Origin of the sequence: Mesorhizobium australicum WSM2073 (assembly GCF_000230995.2) — a bacterium.
In the GTDB taxonomy this organism is placed as follows: Bacteria; Pseudomonadota; Alphaproteobacteria; order Rhizobiales; family Rhizobiaceae; genus Mesorhizobium; species Mesorhizobium australicum.
This window is the reverse complement of sequence record NC_019973.1, coordinates 2,204,806-2,225,154: the sequence shown is the minus strand read 5'-3', so window position 1 is coordinate 2,225,154 and position 20,349 is coordinate 2,204,806. Positions and strand designations below refer to the sequence as shown.

The following is a 20,349-nucleotide window of genomic DNA, read 5'->3' as shown; positions in this document are numbered from 1 at the left end:
ACTCTCTCCACAACGGGGAGGATGAGGCATGAACTGGTCGATCTCCTTCGAACCGCTTCTATCCTGGCCGCTTCTGGCCCTGGTGCTGGTACCGTTGGCGCTGCTGGCGCTCGTCGGCCTGTGGTTTCGCCAGCGCGGCGCGGTCCTGCGCCTGGTCGCCCTGCTGGCGCTCGCCGCCGCCCTCTTCAACCCCGTATTCCTCAACGAGGAGCGCGAGCCGCTGAAAAGCGTCGTCGCGCTGGTCGTCGACCGCAGCCAGAGCCAGGACATTGGCGACCGCACCAGACAGACCGACGAGGCCGTGGCCGGGTTGCAGCAGCGTCTTGGCCGCTTCAAGCAGTTCGACGTCCGTGTCGTCGAGGCCGGCAAATCCGACGCCGCCGAGGAGCGCACGGAAACGCGGCTGTTCGGAGCGCTGGAAGGCGCCTTCCGCGACGTGCCGCCCTCGCGCATCGGCGGCGCCATCATGGTCACCGACGGCGAGGTGCATGACACGCCGTCGGGCACGCCCGAGTTCAACGCCCCGCTGCATGCCCTGATCACCGGCAACGACCATGAGAAGGACCGCCGTATACGTTTCGAGAACGCGCCGCGTTTCGGCCTCGTCGGCAAGCCGCTCGACATGAGCTATCGCGTCATCTCGACCGAAAACGAGACCGGACCGGTCGATGTGCGCGTCTCGGTCAATGGCGAGCAGGTTTCGGTCGAGCATGCCACGGTCGGCCAGGCCATGCCGCTGCAGGTGACCATCCCGGGTGCTGGCCGCAACATCATCGAACTTGCCATCGACCGTGAGCCGGGCGAACTGACCGACACCAACAACCGCGCCATCGCGCTGGTCGACGGCATCCGCGAGAACCTGCGCGTTCTGCTCGTTTCGGGCGAACCGCATGCGGGCGAGCGCACCTGGCGCAATCTGTTGAAATCCGACGCCTCGGTCGATCTCGTCCATTTCACCATCCTGCGGCCGCCGGAAAAGCAGGACGGCACGCCGATCAACGAATTGTCGCTGATTGCCTTCCCGACCCGCGAGCTGTTCGTCGAAAAGATCAAGGATTTCGACCTCATCATTTTCGACCGCTACCAGCACCGCGACGTGCTGCCGATCCTCTATTACGACTACATCTCCGAATATGTCGAAAAGGGCGGCGCGCTGCTGATCGCCGCCGGTCCCGAATATGCCGGCGAGGCTTCGATCGCACGCACGCCGCTGATGTCGGCGCTGCCGGCCATGCCGACCGGCGAGGTTGTCGACAAGGCCTTTTATCCCCGCCTCACCGAACTCGGTCAGCGTCATCCGGTGACGCGCGGCCTCGACGGTTCGGCCACCGAGCCGCCGCACTGGAGCCGCTGGTTCCGCACCATCGGCGTGCAGAATCCGCAGGGTGAAGTGGTGATGAAGGGCGCCGACAACCGGCCGCTGCTCCTGCTCGACCGCAAGGGCGAAGGCCGCGTCGGCATGCTTCTGTCCGACCAGGGCTGGCTGTGGGCGCGCGGCTTCGAGGGCGGCGGCCCGCATGTCCAGCTCTACCGGCGCATCGCCCACTGGCTGATGAAGGAGCCCGAGCTCGAGGAAGAGCGGCTGACCGCCGAGGGACGCGGCATGGTGCTGGAGATCCGCCGCCAGACCATGGCCGACGATCCCGGCCCGGCGCAGATCATCACCCCCTCCGGCAAGACGCTCGCCGTCAAGCTCGACAAGTCCGAGCCCGGCGTCTTCCTCGGCAGCGTCCAGACCAGCGAGATCGGCCTCTTCCAAGTCGCCAATGGCGATCTCACCGCGCTTGCCCATGTCGGACCGGTCAACGCTCCGGAATTCGCCGACGTCGTCTCCACGCAGGAGCGGCTGAAGGCGCCGGCGGAAGCCACCGGCGGCAGCGTGCGCCGGTTGGCGTCTGCCGCGGGCAGCGACGTGACGCTGCCTTCCATCGTGCCGGTGCGCTCGGCCGGCGAGGCGTCGGGCAGCGACTGGATCGGCCTGCGCACCACCGATGACAGTGTGCTCAAGGCCGTGTCGCGCGTGCCGCTGTTCGGCGGCTTCCTCGGCCTCGGCCTGTTGCTCCTGGCGATGGGTTCGATGTGGTACCGCGAGGGACGGTAGAGCGGTGCGCTCTTTCTTTCTCCCCGTGTAGTGACGCGGAGAAAGACGCCGTCGCGAGTGGTTTCGCCAATCGTCGAAACCAAGGCTATGACGAGCCCCTCCTCACTCCTCCGGTTCCGTCGTGAACAGCAGTGGGTAGCCCTTGGCCTTGCCGGCGTCGGTCGCCCGCGTCGCCTTGGTCTCGGCGACATCCCTGGTGAAGACCGCGACCACGCAGACGCCACGCTGGTGCGCGGTGATCATCACCCGGTGCGCCTGGTCCTCCGAGAGCTTGAACTCGCCCTTCAGCACCGTGACCACGAATTCGCGCGGCGTGAAATCGTCGTTGACGAGGATGACCTTGTAGAGCTTCGGCCGCTCTGTCTGCGGCTTGACCTTGGTGCGCGGTTTTGTGGTGATTTCAGGCATTCGAACCGACTGTTTTCGCGATCAGCTTAAGTCCGCATTTTGCCACGGGCGGCAGTGATCGTCCATTTACGGACCGTCGGCGGGCGGGCCCGGTCCTCCGGGATCATGTGGGGAATTGTCGGTCGCGGTTCAACGGCCCTGACGGCCGAAGACGCGGCGCGTTGGGTCGGCATCCGCCCGGCGTTCCAGCCATGCCGCGATCGGCCATCCGGCAACACAGATCAGCGTCACGCCGGCGAGCACGATCAAAAGCCATGCCTGCACCGGCGTGATGTAATCCCAGTTGTTGGAAATCGCCGGTGCGAACAGCGAAGGCTCGGTGCGCCCGCTTGCAGGGTCCGGCACGGGGCTGGCGGTGAGCAGAATCAGCACCCTGGCGACGCCGGTGGCAACCAGGCCGCCGATCACCATGGAGCGAAAAATGGACGAAAGCCGCTTCTTCATGCGGATTGTCCTACAAGGCCGGCATTGCAAACGGGTTAAGCACGATCGAGATGCGTGGCTGGAAGCCGCCGGCGTTCAGCTCATCGACCATGCCCTTGGCAGAAGGCCGCCCCAGCCGGTTTGCGGCTGGGGCGGCCTTGCTAGAACTAACCTCGAAGCTGATCAGGGCTTCTTGGGAGCAGCCTTCGCAGGGGCCGCCTTCGCGGGAGCCGCCATTGCGGGGGCCTTCTTGACCGGGCACTTGTGCTTCTTGGTCACCTTGCAAACGGTCTTCTTGGCGACCTTCTTCGGAGCAGCCTTGGCCGGAGCAGTGGTCGTCGCGGCAGCAGCCGGAGCGGTGGTCGTGGTGGCAGCGGCCGGGGCAGCGGTCGTGGTCGCGGCAGCGTTGCCGAGAACGGGCATCGAGAAGGCGAGAGCGGCGGCGAGACCAAGGGCGGACAGGAGGGATTTTTTCATGGCTTCGTTTTCCTTTTTTGTGCGGGTCGTTTTGAGCGTCACTGGACCGGGTCGTTCGGTGTCACTCCAAGCAGCTTCAAAGCATTGGCGAGCATCCGGATGCCCTGCGCCTGTTTCTTGGCGGCGCAGTACCGGTTACCCTTTCTCTGAAGTGCCTTTGCCGCGGTGACCTGCGTTGCCGTGGCATGGGTTTCGAGGGCTTCATCAAATTGGTGGCTGAGATTGGCGCACCGTTCGCTCCGGGTCAGCGGCGCCTTTGCGTCTGATTGGTCGACAGCGGCAGTGAGCAGGCCAAGGCCCAGCAAAACTCCCAACAAACTGATCGACAATCTTGGCATCGGTTTATCCGTGAACCCGGAGACTAGCGTCGCAGCCGATGACCTGACCGCCACGGCACCGTTATGCCGGCCTACCTTTTCAGGAGTTTTTCCCGATTGTAGAATTTTGTTTCTGGATTGTGTCTGGCCGGGCCACGCCAAGCTGGCCGTTGTGGAGAAGGCGGAATTCATTCTTCCTTGAAAAGCAAGGCACTGGCCAACATACGGCCCGAATTCTATCGTGTGGCTCACCAGCCAAGAATGGCGTGGCCGGCAAACCAGACAGGGCAGCTGTGAAATCCGAGACACACATACTGATCGTCGACGACGACAAGGGCATTCGCGACCTGCTTCAGGAGTTCTTCCAGAAGCGGGGCCTGCACACCTCGGTTGCCGCCGACGGGACCGAGATGGAAACCATCCTGCGCCGCACGCAGGTGGATCTGATCGTGCTCGACGTGATGCTGCCCGGCAGGAGCGGGCTGGAACTGTGCCGTGACATCCGCGCCCAGTATACGACGCCGATCATCATGCTGACCGCCGTCACCGAGACGACCGACCGCGTCGTCGGGCTCGAGATGGGCGCCGACGACTATGTGCCCAAACCCTTCGACCCGCGCGAATTGCTGGCCCGCATCCGCGCCGTGCTGCGGCGCAATGGCGCCGCCGAGCCCAAGCGCGCCACCACCAAGCAGATTTACCACTTCGCCGGCTGGACGATGGACTGCTCGCGGCGGCGGCTGACCGCGCCCGACGACGTCAGGGTCGAACTGACCATGGCTGAGTTCAACCTCCTGCAGACCTTCGTCAAGAGCGCCCAGCGCGTGCTGACCCGCGATCAGCTCATCGAACTGTCCGGCGGCGACAGCGACTATTCCTTCGACCGCAGCATCGACATCCTGGTCTCCAGGCTGCGGCGCAAGATGGAAGATGATCCCAAGACGCCCAAACTGATCCTCACCGTGCGCAGCGGCGGCTACCAGTTCCTGCCCGAGACGACATCCGAATGAGACGTTTCCTGCCACAGACCTTGCCTGTCTGGGTGCTGCTGATCGTCATTGCCGGCCTGCTGATTAGTCAGGTCGCGACGCTTTATATCGTATCGCGCGACCGCGCTGCCGCCAACGACGTGGTCGACCTCTACCGCCTCAACGACCGCGCCTTCTCGCTCGTGCAGCTGATGCACGACGCCACGCCGGAGGAGCGCAAGGCGACGGCGACCGGGCTGTTCAACTCCACCTACGCGCTCACCGTCTCGGACACGCCCGCCGTCACCTCCTCGATCGCCGGCGACGACGAACTGGCCGAACTGGAAGACATTCTCGTCGGCCGATTGTCCAAGTTCGGTATCACCGACGCGCGCGTGCGGCGCGATCCGGCGACGCGCGAAGCCGACGATGCCGGCGGCGCGGCACCGGGACCCGAGATCGGCCAGGTGGAGCGGGATCTTCTGGTGCTGGCCGCCGATTTCGCCCAGAGCGACAAGCTGACGGCTTCGCTGCGCTTCGCCGACGGCCAATGGCTGAATTTCACCGAACCGATCACGCCCGTCGGCCCGATCCTGAGCGTCGATAGCCTGCCGCTCTATTCGCTGATCGCGGGGCTGGTGGTGATCATGTCGATCTGGTCGCTGCGCCGGCTGACCGCGCCCTACCGGATGATGGAAACCGCCGTAAACCGGATCGGCAACGACCTCAAGAGCCCGCCGATCGCCGAGAGCGGCAGCCGCGAGGTACGCGCCGCCGCCAAGGCGATCAACGCCATGCAGGCGAGGCTGCGCGAATATGTCGAGGATCGTGAGCACCTGGCGGCGGCCCTCGCGCACGACCTGCGCACGCCGATGACCAGGATGCGCCTGCGCCTGGAGCTGTTGCGCAGATCACCGGCGCGCCAGGCGCTCGCCCATGATCTCGCCGACATCGAAAGCATCGCGAGTTCCGTGATAGACTTCGCCAAATTCGAGGTCACGGAAGAGAAGGCCGAACGGATCGATTTCTGGTCGCTCGTCGAATCGGTCGCCGACAGCTACGAGACGGTTTCCTTCGACAATGACGACGTCCGCCCGCGCGGCCTGATCTGCATGGCGCGGCCGGTGGCCCTCAAGCGTTGCGTCACCAATCTGGTGCAGAACGCCGTCACCTACGGCAAGCAGGCGCATCTCAGCCTCAGCCGCTTGGACGGCACGATCACGCTGGCCATCCGTGACGAGGGACCGGGCATTCCCCAGGCCCAGATCGACGCCGTCTTCGGCTCCTTCGTGCGTCTCGAACAATCCCGCAATCGCCAGACCGGCGGTCTCGGGCTTGGGCTGACCATTGCCCGCAACATCGCGCGCGCGGCGGGCGGCGAAGTGCGCCTGTCCAACCATCCAGACGGCGGCCTGCTGACCGAGTTGCGCCTGCCGATGGCGGCTTAGGACATAGCCGCCTTAAGCGCGTCGCGTCGAAGCGGATCAGGCGACGCGCTTCAGTCTTCGTTTTTGTGCATGTCGTCTTCCCAAAACCGAGGTCATTTTTGGGCGACATGCATCAGCGCCGCAGCACCGCGCTCAGCACGTCGCGGATGCCGATCGCGCCGACGAAGCGCGACTGGTCGTCGAACAGCGCCACGGGTGCGGTCTGCGACCGGTGCATGGCCAGCATCACGGTCTTCAGCGAGGTGCCGGGATTGGCCCAGAACACTTGCGCCAACTCCTCCGGCTGGCCCTCGACATCGGCGCAGGACACCCATACGGCCGGCTTGCCGTCGCGCTCGGCCGCCGCCACCAGCCCGTGCTCGTCGATCTTGAAGCGCGTCGTCTTGCGCCGGTCGAGCCACACCCAGCCGTCCTTGCCCTGTTCGAGATCGCGGCGGTCGCGCATCACGTTCCAGGCGGTCAGTACCGAGAGCGGGTTCACATTGGCGATGAAGTCGCGGACATAATCGTTGGCGGGGCGCAGCACGATGTCTTCCGGCGCGCCGGTCTGGACGATACGGCCGCCCTCCATGATAGTGATGTGGCTGCCGATCTTCAGCGCCTCCTCGAGATCGTGGCTGACGAAGATGATGGTCTTCTTCAATTCCGCCTGCAACTGCAGAAGTTCGTCCTGCAGCTTGGTGCGGATCAGCGGGTCGAGGGCCGAGAACGGCTCGTCCATCAACAGGATAGGCGCCTCGGTGGCGAAGGCACGCGCCAGGCCGACGCGCTGCTGCATGCCGCCCGACAGCTCATGGGCGTATTTGTTCGACCATTGGTCGAGATTGACCAGCTTGAGCTGGCGATGCACCCGCTCCTTGCGCTCGGCATCCGGCACGCCGGCGAGTTCGAGGCCGAGACCGACATTCTCCTCCACCGTGCGCCATGGCAGCAGGCCGAACTGCTGGAACACCATTGCCACCTGCTTCTGGCGCAGCCGCCGCAGGGTCGGCTCGTCGCAGGTGACGACATCGACCGTGCGGTCACCGTCCTTCACCAGCACTTGGCCGCGCGACACCACGTTCAGCCGGTTGACCGCGCGAAGCAGCGTCGACTTGCCCGAACCGGACAGGCCCATCAGCACCGAGATTTCGCCTTCATGCACGGTCAGGCTGGCGCCGGCGCAGCCGAGCACATTGCCGGTCTTCTCGAGGATTTCGGCCCGGGTGGCGCCCTTGTCGATCATCGCCAGCGAGCCGGCCTGGTCGGCGCCGAAGACGATATCGACATTCCTGAAATCGACGGCGACGGTCATTTCTTGCCTCCAACGCCAATGCGGGTCATCCGGTCGAGCACGATGGCGAGCACGACGATGGCGAGACCGGCCTCAAGGCCCAGATCGATGCGGCGCGAACCGAGCGCCCGGTTGATTTCCGTGCCGAGCCCGCCGGCGCCGATCAGGGCCGCGAACACCACCATCGACAGCGACAGCATGATCGACTGCGTCAGACCGGCCATGATGGTGGGCAGCGCCGAGGGCAGCTCGACCTTCCACAACAGCTGGCTCTTGGTGGCGCCAAAGGCCTCGCCGGCCTCGATGATCGACTTCGGTACCGAGACGACGCCGAGATGGGTGAGCCGGACCGCGGTCGGGATGACGAAGATGATGGTGACGATCAGGCCGGGCGCATTGCCAAGACCGAACAGCGTCAGCACCGGGATCAGGTAGACGAAGGTCGGCAGCGTCTGCATCAGGTCGAGCACCGGCAGCATGATGCGATAGACCTTCGGCTTGTGCGCGGCCCAGATGCCGAGCGGCACGCCGATCGCCATCGCCGCCGCCGCCGCCGCGACAACCAGCACCAGCGTCTGCACCGTCTGTTTCCAAAGGTTCTGGTTGATGATGAAGATCAGCCCGATGAAAACGCCGATGGCGAGCGGCCGCGAACGCTGCAGCAGCCAGGCGATGACGGCAATCACCAAAGCGAGCAGCACCGACGGCACCATCAGCAGGATGTTGACCAGCCCGTCGAGCAGAAAATTGAGGCCATTCGAGAACGCCCTGAAGACGGTGTCGAAATTGTCGGTAAGGAAACCGAAGAACGCCTTTCCCCAGGCGCCGATCGGGATCTTGTGATCGACCATGAACTTGGAAATCGGATCCATCTCACCCCTCGTTTGCCAGAGCTCTGCCTTCGGCCCCGTACTGTCGCGACGTCATCTTGTCACAGGATACGAAAAAGGGCAGCCTTTTCCACAAAGACTGCCCTCTGTTTCGGTCACGCCGAAATCAAAGTCGGCTCAGCTTCCGAGCGCGGTCTTGACCGCCGCCGCAGCGTCGCCGCCGTCGAAGGTGGTCACGCCGGCGATCCACGGCTTGACCGCATCCGGGTTTTTCTTCAACCAGTCGGTTGCCACCTTGTTGGCATCGCTGCCCTTCAGGATGGCGTCCATCATCTGGCCTTCCATATCCAGATTGAACTTCAGGTTGGCGATGAACTTGCCGACATTCGGGCACTCGCTCATGTAGCCCTTGCGCACATTGGTCGAGACGGTGGCCGCGCCGAAACCGCTGTCGCCCATGCCGTCGAGATAGGTGATCTTCATGGCGCCCATCACCGGATGCGGCGTCCAGCCGAGGAAGGCGATCCACTCATTGCTCTTCATCGACTGCTCGGCCTGCGTCAGCATGCCGGCCTCCGAGGATTCGACCAGCTCGAACCCGTCGAGATTGTCCTTCGGGTTCTTGATCATGTCGAGGATGATGCGATTGCCGTCATTGCCGGCCTCGATGCCGTAGATCTTGCCGTTGAACTTGTCCTTGAACTTGCCGAGGTCGGTCAGCGACTTGACGCCGGCATCCGCGACATAGGTCGGCACGACGATGCCGTAACCGGCGCCGGCCAGGTTCTGGCTGACGGTCTCGACCGAACCGTCGGCCGTATAATCCTTGATGTCATTGGTCATCGACGGCATCCAGTTGCCGAGGAAGACGTCGAGGTCCTTGTTCTTCAGCGACGCATAGGTCACCGGAACCGAGAGCTGGATCACCTGCGGCTCGTAGCCGAGCGCGGTGAGCAGCACCGAGGCCAGCCCGGTGGTGGCCTGGATGTCGGTCCAGCCGACATCGGAGAGGCGAACCGCCTTGCAGCTTGCCGGATCGCCGGCGAAGGCGGCGCTCGTGGACAGGAAAGCCGCCAGGCCCAGGCCGGCGACGAAGGAATTCATGCGCGACATCTGTATTCTCCCATTTCGATTCTTTGGCGAAGCGAAGTTACGGTTTTTGTGCCCGCCTTGTTTCGTCAGCCAAACACCATTCTGGAGTGGTTTCAAGCGCTAAGACAATCACGATCAACGGCGCTGGCTGGCCAATCAGCGACACAGCTGACGCTTTCCGCGCCGAGCCCAAGCGCAATCTGCCTCGGCAATGGCGGCTTTTTCAGGGGAATGCGGCGCCTGCCCCTCCCCGAGGCCTGGCAAGTCGGCTTAAAAGAGCGGCATGGCCAAGCTTTACTTCCATTACGCGACGATGAATGCCGGCAAGACGACCATGCTGTTGCAGGCGTCGTACAATTACCGCGAGCGCGGCATGACGACGATGCTGTTCGTCGCCGGCCACTACCGCAAGGGTGACACCGGCCTGATCTCGTCGCGCATCGGGCTGGAAACGGAAGCCGAGATGTTCCGCGACGGCGACGACCTGTTCGCCCGCGTCGCCGAGCATCACCAGCACACGGCGGTGCATTGCATCTTTGTCGACGAGGCGCAGTTCCTGGAGGAGGAGCAGGTCTGGCAGCTTGCCCGCATCGCCGACCGGCTCAACATCCCGGTCATGTGCTATGGCCTGCGCACCGATTTCCAGGGAAAGCTGTTTCCCGGCTCGCGCGCGCTGCTGGCGATCGCCGACGATCTGCGCGAAGTGCGCACCATCTGCCGCTGCGGCCGCAAGGCGACGATGGTCGTGCGCCTCGGTCCCGACGGCAAGGTGGCCCGGCAGGGCGAACAGGTGGCGATCGGCAAGGACGTCTACGTCTCGCTCGCCGCCGGCATTGGGAAGAGGAAATGGGCCGCGCGGCACCTGACGACTTCATCGGCTTCATCAGCCGCTGAATGTGGCTCGCTGAGGCGTCGGCGTGGGTAGCTGGCTGCCACCTCTTGTCGGCCGCGCCGTTCTATGGTGCCTTTGTCAAGGTCAGCGCCCTATTTTCCCACCCTCAGCCAGAGCCTCCCGGGGTCAGCCATGCTTCGAGCCGTCTTGTCCGCCAGCCTTCTTTTGCTTGCCACCTCCGTTACCGCCCGGGCCGGGGGCGATCCTGTGCTGGGCAAACATGTTTTCAACCGATGCATGGCCTGCCATGAGGCGGCGTCCGACCGCGACAAGGTCGGCCCGCATCTGATGGGCGTCGTCGGCCGCAAGGCGGGAACCGCCGAAAGCTTCCTCGACCGTTATTCGGACGCCATGAAGAGCGCGGGTGCTGCCGGTCTCGTCTGGGACGAGGCAAATCTTGCCGAATACCTCAGATCTCCCAAGCTGAAGGTGCCCGGCAACAGGATGGCCTTTGGCGGCCTCAGCAATGACGACGACATCGCCAACGTCGTCGCCTATCTGAAGGCCGACCCCAAACCCTGAGCAGACGCCGTTCGTCGTCGGACGGGCCGACTTGTGCCGCCGGTGGGGCTGCAAATGGCCAGTTGTTGTCGAGTTTAGGAGCCATTCGCTTCCGCGTGGATGGATTGCTTTGCCGGCATCAAAGTTCAAAATCAGCTGAACAAGGCTTGGCCTGCCAGTTGATCACGTCATGACCACGGCTCCACTGGCTTTCAAGGGTTCGGCCGGATATTTGTTTTCGCGCCATGCACTGTCTTCACGTCTTTCAATCCCCTGATACCCCACATATATTCGCCGCTGTTCGCAACCAGCGAGCGGAAGCCGAAGCGGGAGGCCCCTATGGCGACATTGCAGAATTTCGATGCCGAAATTGCCAGGACCAAGCAGGTCGTCCAGGACATGCGCACCAAGATCGAGCAATCCGGCACCGTGCTCGACACGCTCGCAACCGCCGACAAGAAGATCGGCGACGCCAATTTCGACATCGAGAACGCCCGCATTGAGGATGTACTGAAGCAGCAGAAGGTGATGGAAGGCAACATCGCCGACCTGATCATCGGGCTGGAGGACGCCACCAACGTCTTCGGCGCCGAGTTCGAGAGCATGAAGAACTATACCGGCTGGGAAAACTTCGTCGGCGTTTTTTCGGCACAGCGCAAGCAGCGCATGCGCACCGATCGCGTCCGCAACATGTCGCTCGCCGGCAACCTGCAGGAGCTGCTGGCCAAGTCCGATACCATCGTCGGCATATTGAAGGCGCAGAAGGAAATTCTCGACCAGCGCTACAAGACCTCCGAGGCCAGCCTGTCGCAGGTTATCGAGCGCCGCAAGATCACCATGACCAACCTCGAAACCGTGCAGAAGCGCATCGAGGAGCTCAATCCGATGCTGCTCGACATCGAAAACAGGATCGCCGCCTCGACCAGCCAGAAAGACCGCACGCAGCTCGAGGGCGAGCGTTCCAAGCTCGCCACCGAATACAATGAAAAGCAGGCGAAGGAGCAGGAGCTGCTGGCCGAAAGCCAGACGCTGGAGCGCTATACTTCGATGTTCCAGACCTTCGTCGATTCGCTCAACAACCAGATCGCCGCGCAGTCGACGCTGATCAACAAGCTGACCATCGATACCGAACAGCGCATCGTGCTCTACAAGGCGCTCGAGGACTCGCTGAAGACCGCCGCCCAGCAGGACGTCGCCCACAAGATCAACACGCTGGGCAGCCAGGTCGACAACACGGCCGAGGAAACCATGGCCGGCATCGGCGCCGCCTCGCAGAAGCACATCGGCGATCTCCTGGAGATGCACGAGAAGAACATGGTCGCCAGCGCCGACATCCAGCGCCGCAAGAAGCTGGCCGACGATGCCTTTGCCCGCCGCTTCGACGAGGTGCTGAAGAAGCACAATTCGGCCAACTACGTGCAGTCATAATTGCCGCGCACACCGGTGCGACAATCCCAGGACTGACAGCATGACCCCCGAAAACGACGCCGCGGCGCGGTATTTCTCGGCAATCACGGCCGCGCTCAGCGGCCTTGAAGTGTTCATGCGCGACGACCGCTCGCCGCTTTACCGACACGGCATCGTCGCCAAGATCGTTGCCGAGTACATCGCTCGGCTCGACAAGTCCTTTTCCTGCTGGCGCAACCGGCTGGGCTTCATGGACACGTTCCGCATTTCGCGCGCCGAGAGCGGCTACCCGGTGTTCCAGAACCTGCTTGAACTGGAAAACGACCGCCTGCAGGCCGAAGCCCGGCTCGCCAACATCCCCCAGGCCGGCGAGCTGCGCGAGGAGATGGCCGACTTCATCCTGCGCCACAAGGAGTTTCCCGAGGCGCTGCAGAAATCGATGGCCGAGCGGCTCTATCTCGAAGACGTCAAGAGCGAGCAGACCTTCGGTCCGTTCACGCTGGCGCAGACGGCCAAGGTGTCGGTCAATCCGAAGACGGCGCGGCCTTATTACCTCGTCCACTGGGCAAGCTTCGACGGCAGCGCCAACCTGCCTCTGGTCTATATGGTGACGGTGGAGGATTCGTCGGAAAGCATGGTCCGCCAGCTTGTCGACCGGAGCGGCAAGCTCAACGACAAGGTCGACATTCCGCTGCCCGTCGACGGCCTGCTCAACCCCGAGCTTGCCCACCGCTTCGACGATTTCACCGAGAAGAATTCGGCCTATACGCTGTCGCCGGCGACCATCGCGGTCAATCTCGACAAGGATTTCGAGCCATTGCACCCCAAGCAGCTGAGGCGGGTGGTGCTTGGCCCCTTCTACTCGGCAGGCATCACCGACAACAACTCGACGGTGACGGAAGTGCTGGCCAAGGTGCGCAAGCCTGAAAATGCCTGGCTTTTGACCTGGACCATCCAGGAAGTCTATTCCAAGGGCGAGAAGCCCGGCCGCAAGGGCCTGTTCTCCAGCGAGAAGACGACGCAGGAATTCTTCATCAACACCGACGACCTGGAAGCCGCCCGCCAAGGCGTGTCGAGCTACGAAAACCACGCGCTGATCCCGCACGAAGCCTACCAGGCGCTTTACGCCGCCGGCGAAGCACAGAAGATCTTTGGCGGCTACAAGGTTCACATCCTATCGAATGGGCAGGTCATCTCAGACGTCTGACCGTCACACCACGGAGCACCCTTCATGGACACCGGCCTGACCACCATCCCGGAAGCGGCTATCGAAAAACACCGCGCCACCGCGCAGAGCTTCATCACCCGCATCGTCGTGCTGGAGGATCCATCGCGCGAATCCGGTACGGCATTGGCCGGCACCAACCGCCGCTTCGTCTCCACCGTCTCGGTCGGTTCGGTGCGCCGCACCCGCGAGGTCGAGCTGTCGAAGACGGTCGGCGCCGTTCATCCCGACGACCAGTTGCTGACCATCCCGCAGCACACGCTGCTCTTTCGCGCCCGGCGCGGCACGGCGATCGCGCTGGCGGTATCGGACGTCTTTGCCGAAGGCTCCGATCTCGAAAGCCTGCAGGCCAGGAACACCCGCGCGCCGCTCGAAGGCGACGAGGCGTCCACCTTCAAGAAACTGCTGTCGGCTTCGGCCTATATTTCGGCCTTCAGCCTCGCCTCGTATCTGTTCCAGCTCATCGATAGCGACGGCGAGGCGCCGAACGATATCCCCGAGCCGGACTTCCTGTTCGACACGCCCCAGGATGCGGTGAAATCGATCCTGGCCGGCCTCGACAAGGCGATAGCGGGCTCGACGGACGACGGCGACCTGACGACCAGGGCGCGCGCCTTCGCCCGCGTCGCCATCGACGGGCTTTTGGCGCGCAAAAGCCGCTTCGACGGCATCGGCCCGTTCGAGAACGCCCATATCCGCATCGACGCCGACGACTTCACCCTCGACGGCTTCGACGTGGCGCCGGGCAAGCGCTCCAAGCCGCTGGTGATGACCTTCAAGAAACCGGAAGAGGTCGTCGGCAACCACATCGCCAAATACCAGTCGGTCAAGCTCGCCAAGATGCTGATGGCCTATGATTTCGAGCGTGAACTGAACCCGTTCGTCGAGCTCGGCGGCTTCCTGTTCACCTTCATCGGCGACGGCGCGCCCGGCACCGGCAAAACGACGCTGATCCAGATGATCGCCGGCCTTGTCAACGGCTATTGCCAGGTCGCCGGCTACCCCTTTGCCTATGAAAATTTCGGCGTCGACCAGATTTCATCCTACCAGGGCAAGTCGGGCCAGAACTGCCGCCAGTTCATCAACAATGTGTTGAACCCGCGCGTCATCGGCTTCGGCACCATCGACGACATCGACCAGGTGGCCGCCCGCCGTTCCGACGACCGCGCCTCGGCGGGCCAGCAGGAGATCACCGGCGTGCTGATGGACGCCTTCGCCGGTGCTGCCACCGTGGTGCGCGGCAATTGCTCGTTCGGCATGTTCTCCAACTATCCCGAGAATGTCGACGATGCGCTGCGCCAGCGCGCCGGCGCCCGCTGGCTGGTCGACGGGCCGCAGACGCGCGACGACTATATCGACATTTTCGTGCTGCTCGCCGGCAAGAACCACGAAATCCCCCTGGGCAAGCACGAACTCTACGCCGCGCAGGAGATCCAGCGCGCCGTGACCGAAGCCTATGAAGAGCATGAAAAGCCGCGGGAGGACGGACTGGTGCGGGTCTACGAGCGCTACATGAAGGAAAATGGCGCGCCCAAGACCATGGCCGACATCGGCACCTACCTGCACCTGATCAAGGATGCCGAGCCGCGCTTCACCGGCCGCGCCATCAAGAACGTCACCGACGCCATCAAGATGCGTGCCATGGACATCGAGCTTCCCGACGACTGGTTCGAAAAGCCGGAAGCTTTCATGCACAAGAGCTACGACGACAAGAAGGCGATGATCGAGGAATTGCGCGGGCCGTTCTCGCTTGCCATGGTCATGCAGGAGATCAACCGCTACGCCGATTCCGAGTTCCGCTATTCCGACAAGTCCGACGATGCCGCGGTGGAGAAGCTGCTGCGCGACGCAAGGCTGCGCGAACGCGCAGCGCGCGAGATGGAGGAGATGAAGAAGAAGGGTCTGTGGAATGCGTGAGGCGAGCTCTTCTTCCTTCTCCCCGTTCACGGGGAGAAGGTGCCCGAAGGGCGGATGAGGGGCAGCGCCATGCGTGGTGGAAACGAGCCCAAGGTGGCAAGAGCCCGCGAGCTTCGGAAAATCGAGAACGATGCCGAGGAAAAGCTCTGGCATGAACTGCGTGGGCGACGATTGAATGGCCACAAATTCATTCGCCAACTGCCCATCGGGCCCTATTTCGCCGACTTTGCCTGTCGTGAGGCTAATCTGGTCGTGGAGGTCGATGGCAGCCAGCATGCAGGTGGATCCCGGGATCGCTACAGGGACGAAACGATGAACGCTAATGGTTGGTCGGTATTGAGGATTTGGCACGCTGATGTTTTGAGCGGCCGAAAGAGCGTATTGGAGACCATCGTTGCGGCCGTGGATGGTCGGCTGAACAAGAAGATGATTGGCATCGACGCGAAGTTTCTGCCTTCAATCTTGGAGACGAGATGATGAGCGTTTGCGCCGCCCCTCATCCGCCCTTCGGGCACTTTCTCCCCGTGAACGGGGAGAAGGCAAGATGAGCAAAAAACCCGATCTCCTGCGCGACAACGAACTCATCTACGGCCGGCTGCTCACGGTCGACGAGCCGCATCTCATCCAGCGCTACAACAAGGCGCTGGCGGCTTTCGGTCTCAAGCCGACAAAGCTGAAGAGTTTCCAGATCGACCGCACCGGCTTTTCGCCCGAAGTGGCCGAGGAGTGTGGCGACTACGATTATCTGGATCCCAACGAGGTCAACCGCCGCTTCATCATCCTGACGCCGTCGCAGATCGACCTGCCGGTGGTGCACACGGCCTTCTCGAACACCTCGCAGCTGATGTTCGAATTCATGTCCAGGAACCAGCGCGCCATAGACGCGCTGACCATCAAGGACGTGATCTACGGCGAGATGGAGGATTCCGTTCCCAAGGTCAACGACATCGAGGACCTGCTGTCGATCAGCCAGGTCGAGTTCAAGGTGCTGTCGGCCGAGGACGTGCTGGGCAAGGCGGCCGAGCTCGGCAAGCTCGTCGACCGGCTGAAGCAGGAGCCCGACGCCTGGCGCGACAATGCCATGCTGACCCGCATGGTGGAACTCGCCAAGGTCTGCGGCGACATCAGGGAGAACGCGCTGGTGCCCGACCAGGTGATCTTCCGCCACAACGCCTACTGGACCAGCCATTTCGGCGGCCTCTACGTCTTCGTCGATCCCGACATGACGACGGTGATCAGCGATCCGGCGGCTCCAGGTTTCCGCCGCTCGCGGCCCTGGCAGGTGAGCTATCTCTCCATCAAGGACGCCGACAAGGTGTTCAAATTCCTGGCCGCCACCGGGCGCATCGAATTGCCGCGCGCCTCCTGGATCGAAACCTCGGGCTATCTCGAGCACCGCGCTGAAATGGTCGTGCGCGCGCTGATCCGCGACGCCGAGCCGAACCGCAATTTGACCGACGTCGACAAGGTCTGGCTGCAGACCTGGATCCAGGGCCATGCCGACCTGATCACCAGGGACGGCAATTTTCCCTTCCTCAACGCCGCCAAGCGCGAGATCGCCCAGTTCGGCCACCTCAAGATCGAGGACGTCTTCCCGCAGCAGCGCTTCCTGGTGGTCCGCGCCAAGCCTGATCATCCCGACGCCTGGCTGACCAACCGGCTGATCTCGGATTTCGTGCCGTCGGACTTCGTGTCGCGCTACATCTTCAACAAGGACGGCTTCTACAAGGACTATGACGGCTTCAGCGACGCTTGGCGATCGCATGTTGTGGACGTTCTGAAAACCACATATTTGAAGGAAAAGGTGGCGTTTCGCACACGCCTCTACGGCCTGACCGACTAGAACGATATGAACCGTCATTCCGTTCTAACTTGTTGTTTTGGTGCATGATGTTATCCAAAAAGTCTGCAACTTTTTGGCATCGTGCTGAGGGGGTGATACAGCCATGCTCGACCCGATCGTGAACTTCTTCGTCAAGCTGTTCCAGTGGATCGGCCGCGGCATCGGCCTTCTGATCGGCGTGATCCTGTGGCCCTTCTTGTGGGCCGGCCGCTGGTACACGCAGCGCGGCTGGATCCTGAAGGCCGTCGTCGGCCTAGCCTTGCTGGTGCTGATCGGCCTTTACGCCAACTTCTTCTACGCCACCCAGTGGTGGAACAGGTTCAACCCGAACTACCCGGACACCTATACGTTCGAGAAGCGCAACGTTTCCGCCGGTGAACAGGTGGCCGCCGGCGCCGGCACCGACACGGCCAAGACTTGCGGCAACTCCGGCATCGCCCAGGTGGCGGCGGACCTGACTGACTTCAACGTCAACCAGAATGCCTGGATCTCGTCGATGATCCTCTACAAGCTCGGCCTGTTCGGCATCGACTGGGACAACACCCCGTGGATGGACAACAAGGCCTCTTTCCAGCGCGGCATCAACCAGGCGGTGCGACGCACGGCGACCGAGCTTGCCGACAATCTCGGCCGCGTGCGCACCACCTCGCAGATCGATGCCGACCTGCAGGACGCGCGTGGCAATCTGCAGTTCGACGAGTATACCTGGTATTTCGGCGTGAGCCCGTTTGGACCGAAGACACCGACGCCGAGCTACTATCGCGACGCCGTGCGCAAGCTGCGTTCGTTCAATGCCCGGCTCGCCACCTGCCAGGCCACTTTCGATGCCCGCGCCGACAATCTGAAGCAGTATATCGATCGCATCGCCAGTGACATCGGCTCGACCTCCGCCATCCTCAAGGAGCGTGCCGAGAACCACAACAATGGCTGGTTCGACACCCGCGCCGACGACCGCTACTGGTTCGCCTATGGCCAGCTCTATGCCTATTACGGCCTGATGAAGGGCGCCCAGGCCGACTTCGAGGACGTCATCAAGGAAAAGCACCTGCAGAGCCTGTGGGATACGATGGACGCGCAGTTCGTGTCGGCCCTGCGCATCCAGCCCTTCATCATCGCCAATGGCCGCGAGGACGGCTGGCTGCTGCCCACCCATCTGACGACGATGGGCTTCTACGTGCTTCGGGTGCGCTCGAACATGGTTGAAATCAGCAACGTGCTGACGCAGTAGCGCTGTCCCACGGCAACACTCGCGATGGCGGATTTGCGTCGTCGCGTCTGTCGCATTCCGTGCATTGTGCGGCTGTTTTGAGACGGCGGAAGCGCCCCTGCTCTGGCTTCTATACGGCGCGGCAAGCGGAGCCATAAAGAACCGGGAATAGGTCGGCCCGCCGCAGAGGAATTTTCTCTATAGGAAACATAGTTGCATGAAAGTTGACGCCGCCGCAGCGACAGGGTTAGATGCCCCGCGCGTCCGGCTCCAGCCTTCTTGCGAGTAAGATCAACCCCGTCCCCTCCACCGTCCAATCCAGAGGAACGCCGTCATGGCCGAAGTGAAGTCCGACATCGAGATCGCGCGTGGCGCCAGGAAAAAGCAGATCCAGGAGATCGGCCAGAAGATCGGCATCCCGACCGAACATCTGCTGCCCTACGGCCACGACAAGGCCAAGATTTCGGCCGAGTTCATCAAGTCGGTGAAGGGCAACAAGGACGGCAAGCTGATCCTGGTCACCGCCATCAACCCGACCCCGGCCGGCGAGGGCAAGACCACCACCACCGTCGGCCTCGGTGATGGCCTCAACCGCGTCGGCAAGAAGGCGATCGTCTGCATCCGCGAAGCCTCGCTCGGCCCGAATTTCGGCGTCAAGGGCGGTGCCGCCGGCGGCGGTTACGCGCAGGTCGTGCCGATGGAGGACATGAACCTCCACTTCACCGGCGACTTCCACGCCATCACCACGGCGCACAACCTTTTGTCGGCCCTGATCGACAACCACATCTACTGGGGCAATGAACTCGGCATCGACACCCGCCGCGTGGTGTGGCGCCGCGTCATGGACATGAACGACCGGGCGCTGCGCGAGATCATCTGCTCGCTCGGAGGCGTCGCCAACGGCTTTCCGCGCGAAGCCGGCTTCGACATCACCGTCGCCTCGGAAGTGATGGCGATCCTCTGCCTCGCCACCGACCTGAAGGACCTGGAAAAGCGCCTCGGCGACATCATCGTCGCCTATCGCCGCGACAAGTCGGCGGTCTATGCCCGCGACCTCAAGGCCGATGGCGCCATGGCCGTCCTGCTCAAGGATGCCATGCAGCCCAATCTGGTGCAGACGCTGGAGAACAACCCGGCCTTCGTGCATGGCGGCCCGTTCGCCAACATCGCGCATGGCTGCAACTCGGTCGTCGCCACCACGACGGCGCTCAAGCTTGCCGACTACGTCGTCACCGAAGCCGGTTTTGGTGCTGATCTAGGTGCCGAAAAGTTCTTCGACATCAAGTGCCGCAAGGCCGGACTGAAGCCGGCAGCCACCGTCATCGTCGCCACCGTGCGCGCCATGAAGATGAATGGCGGCGTCAAGAAGGAAGACCTTGGCAAGGAGAATGTCGAAGCCGTCAGGAAGGGCTGCCCGAACCTTGGACGCCACATCGAGAACATCAGGCAGTTCGGCGTCCCGGCGGTCGTTGCCATCAACCACTTCTATTCCGACACCGACGCCGAGATTCAGGCGCTCAAGGACTATGTCGCCTCGATGGGCGAGGAAGCGATCCTGTGCAAGCACTGGGCCAACGGCTCCGCCGGCATCGAGGAGCTTGCCAACAAGGTGGTGGCGCTCGCCGAATCCGGCGCCTCGCAGTTCGCGCCACTCTATCCCGACTCCATGCCGCTGTTCGAGAAAATAAACACCATCGTTCAGCGCATCTATCGCGGCTCGGAAGCCATCGCTGACAAATCGGTGCGCGACCAGTTGAAGGCCTGGGAGGATGCCGGTTACGGCAACCTTCCGGTCTGCATGGCCAAGACACAGTACTCGTTCTCGACCGACCCGAACCTGCGCGGCGCGCCGACCGGCCACACCGTGCCGGTGCGCGAGGTCAGGCTGTCCGCCGGCGCCGGCTTCGTCGTCATCATCTGCGGCGAGGTCATGACCATGCCTGGCCTGCCGAGCAAGCCGTCGTCGGAAAAGATCTTCCTCAACGAGGCCGGCCAGATCGAAGGCCTGTTCTGATCTTCA

Annotated in this window: 18 protein-coding genes and 1 pseudogene; 12 read left to right on the top strand and 7 right to left on the bottom strand. The window is 63.0% G+C overall.

From position 1 onward, the window contains the following. Positions 1 to 28 precede the first annotated feature (28 nt). Positions 29 to 2,101 (top strand): membrane protein, encoded by a 2,073-nt coding sequence (locus MESAU_RS10650; protein WP_015316054.1) that lies wholly within the window; start codon positions 29 to 31, stop codon positions 2,099 to 2,101. Positions 2,102 to 2,203: 102 nt separating this feature from the next. On the opposite strand, the gene clpS is transcribed toward MESAU_RS10650, so the two are convergent. The 4 genes from clpS to MESAU_RS10630 form a co-directional block, all read right to left on the bottom strand. Beyond that, complete coding sequence (gene clpS, locus MESAU_RS10645; RefSeq protein ID WP_015316053.1) at positions 2,204 to 2,509, bottom strand: ATP-dependent Clp protease adapter ClpS; 306 nt, start codon at positions 2,507 to 2,509, stop codon at positions 2,204 to 2,206. A gap of 129 nt (positions 2,510 to 2,638) precedes the next feature. Further along, positions 2,639 to 2,953: a hypothetical protein gene (locus MESAU_RS10640; RefSeq protein ID WP_015316052.1), complete on the bottom strand. Its 315-nt coding sequence runs from the start codon at positions 2,951 to 2,953 to the stop codon at positions 2,639 to 2,641. Positions 2,954 to 3,115: 162 nt separating this feature from the next. Continuing rightward, positions 3,116 to 3,409 (bottom strand): hypothetical protein, encoded by a 294-nt coding sequence (locus tag MESAU_RS10635; RefSeq protein WP_015316051.1) that lies wholly within the window; start codon positions 3,407 to 3,409, stop codon positions 3,116 to 3,118. Between the two features lie 38 nt (positions 3,410 to 3,447). Next, complete coding sequence (locus tag MESAU_RS10630) at positions 3,448 to 3,747, bottom strand: hypothetical protein (protein ID WP_015316050.1); 300 nt, start codon at positions 3,745 to 3,747, stop codon at positions 3,448 to 3,450. A 272-nt stretch (positions 3,748 to 4,019) separates the two neighbouring features. On the opposite strand from MESAU_RS10630, the gene MESAU_RS10625 reads away from it, so the two are divergent. Both MESAU_RS10625 and MESAU_RS10620 read left to right on the top strand, forming a co-directional pair. Next, positions 4,020 to 4,736, top strand: a complete 717-nt coding sequence (locus MESAU_RS10625; RefSeq protein ID WP_015316049.1) for a response regulator — start codon at positions 4,020 to 4,022, stop codon at positions 4,734 to 4,736. Then, positions 4,733 to 6,142, top strand: a complete 1,410-nt coding sequence (locus tag MESAU_RS10620; protein WP_015316048.1) for an ATP-binding protein — start codon at positions 4,733 to 4,735, stop codon at positions 6,140 to 6,142. Before MESAU_RS10625 ends, MESAU_RS10620 begins: the two co-directional genes overlap by 4 nt. A gap of 112 nt (positions 6,143 to 6,254) precedes the next feature. On the opposite strand, the gene choV is transcribed toward MESAU_RS10620, so the two are convergent. From choV to MESAU_RS10605, 3 genes are all read right to left on the bottom strand, one after another. Beyond that, entirely contained in the window at positions 6,255 to 7,436 is a 1,182-nt protein-coding gene (choV, locus tag MESAU_RS10615) for a choline ABC transporter ATP-binding protein (protein ID WP_015316047.1), read from the bottom strand. After that, complete coding sequence (choW, locus tag MESAU_RS10610; RefSeq protein ID WP_015316046.1) at positions 7,433 to 8,287, bottom strand: choline ABC transporter permease subunit; 855 nt, start codon at positions 8,285 to 8,287, stop codon at positions 7,433 to 7,435. Before choW ends, choV begins: the two co-directional genes overlap by 4 nt. Positions 8,288 to 8,422: 135 nt before the next feature. Then, a complete protein-coding gene (locus tag MESAU_RS10605; RefSeq protein WP_015316045.1) occupies positions 8,423 to 9,358 on the bottom strand; it encodes a choline ABC transporter substrate-binding protein in 936 nt (311 codons plus the stop codon). Between the two features lie 262 nt (positions 9,359 to 9,620). Between MESAU_RS10605 and MESAU_RS10600 the strand changes: the two are divergent. The 9 genes and pseudogenes from MESAU_RS10600 (at position 9,621) to MESAU_RS10560 (ending at position 20,343) form a co-directional block, all read left to right on the top strand. Then, a pseudogene (locus tag MESAU_RS10600) lies at positions 9,621 to 10,231 on the top strand (thymidine kinase). Between the two features lie 130 nt (positions 10,232 to 10,361). Next, complete coding sequence (locus MESAU_RS10595; protein WP_015316043.1) at positions 10,362 to 10,751, top strand: c-type cytochrome; 390 nt, start codon at positions 10,362 to 10,364, stop codon at positions 10,749 to 10,751. Between the two features lie 318 nt (positions 10,752 to 11,069). Further along, on the top strand, positions 11,070 to 12,158 hold the full coding sequence (locus tag MESAU_RS10590; protein WP_015316042.1) for a hypothetical protein: 1,089 nt from the start codon (positions 11,070 to 11,072) through the stop codon (positions 12,156 to 12,158). Positions 12,159 to 12,198: 40 nt separating this feature from the next. Next, on the top strand, positions 12,199 to 13,344 hold the full coding sequence (locus MESAU_RS10585; protein WP_015316041.1) for a hypothetical protein: 1,146 nt from the start codon (positions 12,199 to 12,201) through the stop codon (positions 13,342 to 13,344). A 24-nt stretch (positions 13,345 to 13,368) separates the two neighbouring features. After that, positions 13,369 to 15,279 carry an AAA family ATPase gene (locus MESAU_RS10580; RefSeq protein ID WP_015316040.1) on the top strand — a complete coding sequence of 637 codons (1,911 nt, stop codon included), beginning with the start codon at positions 13,369 to 13,371 and terminating at the stop codon, positions 15,277 to 15,279. Positions 15,280 to 15,348: 69 nt separating this feature from the next. Next, on the top strand, positions 15,349 to 15,756 hold the full coding sequence (locus MESAU_RS10575; protein WP_015316039.1) for an endonuclease domain-containing protein: 408 nt from the start codon (positions 15,349 to 15,351) through the stop codon (positions 15,754 to 15,756). Positions 15,757 to 15,823: 67 nt separating this feature from the next. Then, complete coding sequence (locus MESAU_RS10570; protein WP_015316038.1) at positions 15,824 to 17,122, top strand: DUF6638 family protein; 1,299 nt, start codon at positions 15,824 to 15,826, stop codon at positions 17,120 to 17,122. A 103-nt stretch (positions 17,123 to 17,225) separates the two neighbouring features. Beyond that, on the top strand, positions 17,226 to 18,350 hold the full coding sequence (locus MESAU_RS10565) for a DUF2333 family protein (RefSeq protein WP_015316037.1): 1,125 nt from the start codon (positions 17,226 to 17,228) through the stop codon (positions 18,348 to 18,350). Positions 18,351 to 18,663: 313 nt separating this feature from the next. Further along, entirely contained in the window at positions 18,664 to 20,343 is a 1,680-nt protein-coding gene (locus tag MESAU_RS10560; protein ID WP_015316036.1) for a formate--tetrahydrofolate ligase, read from the top strand. Positions 20,344 to 20,349 lie beyond the last annotated feature (6 nt).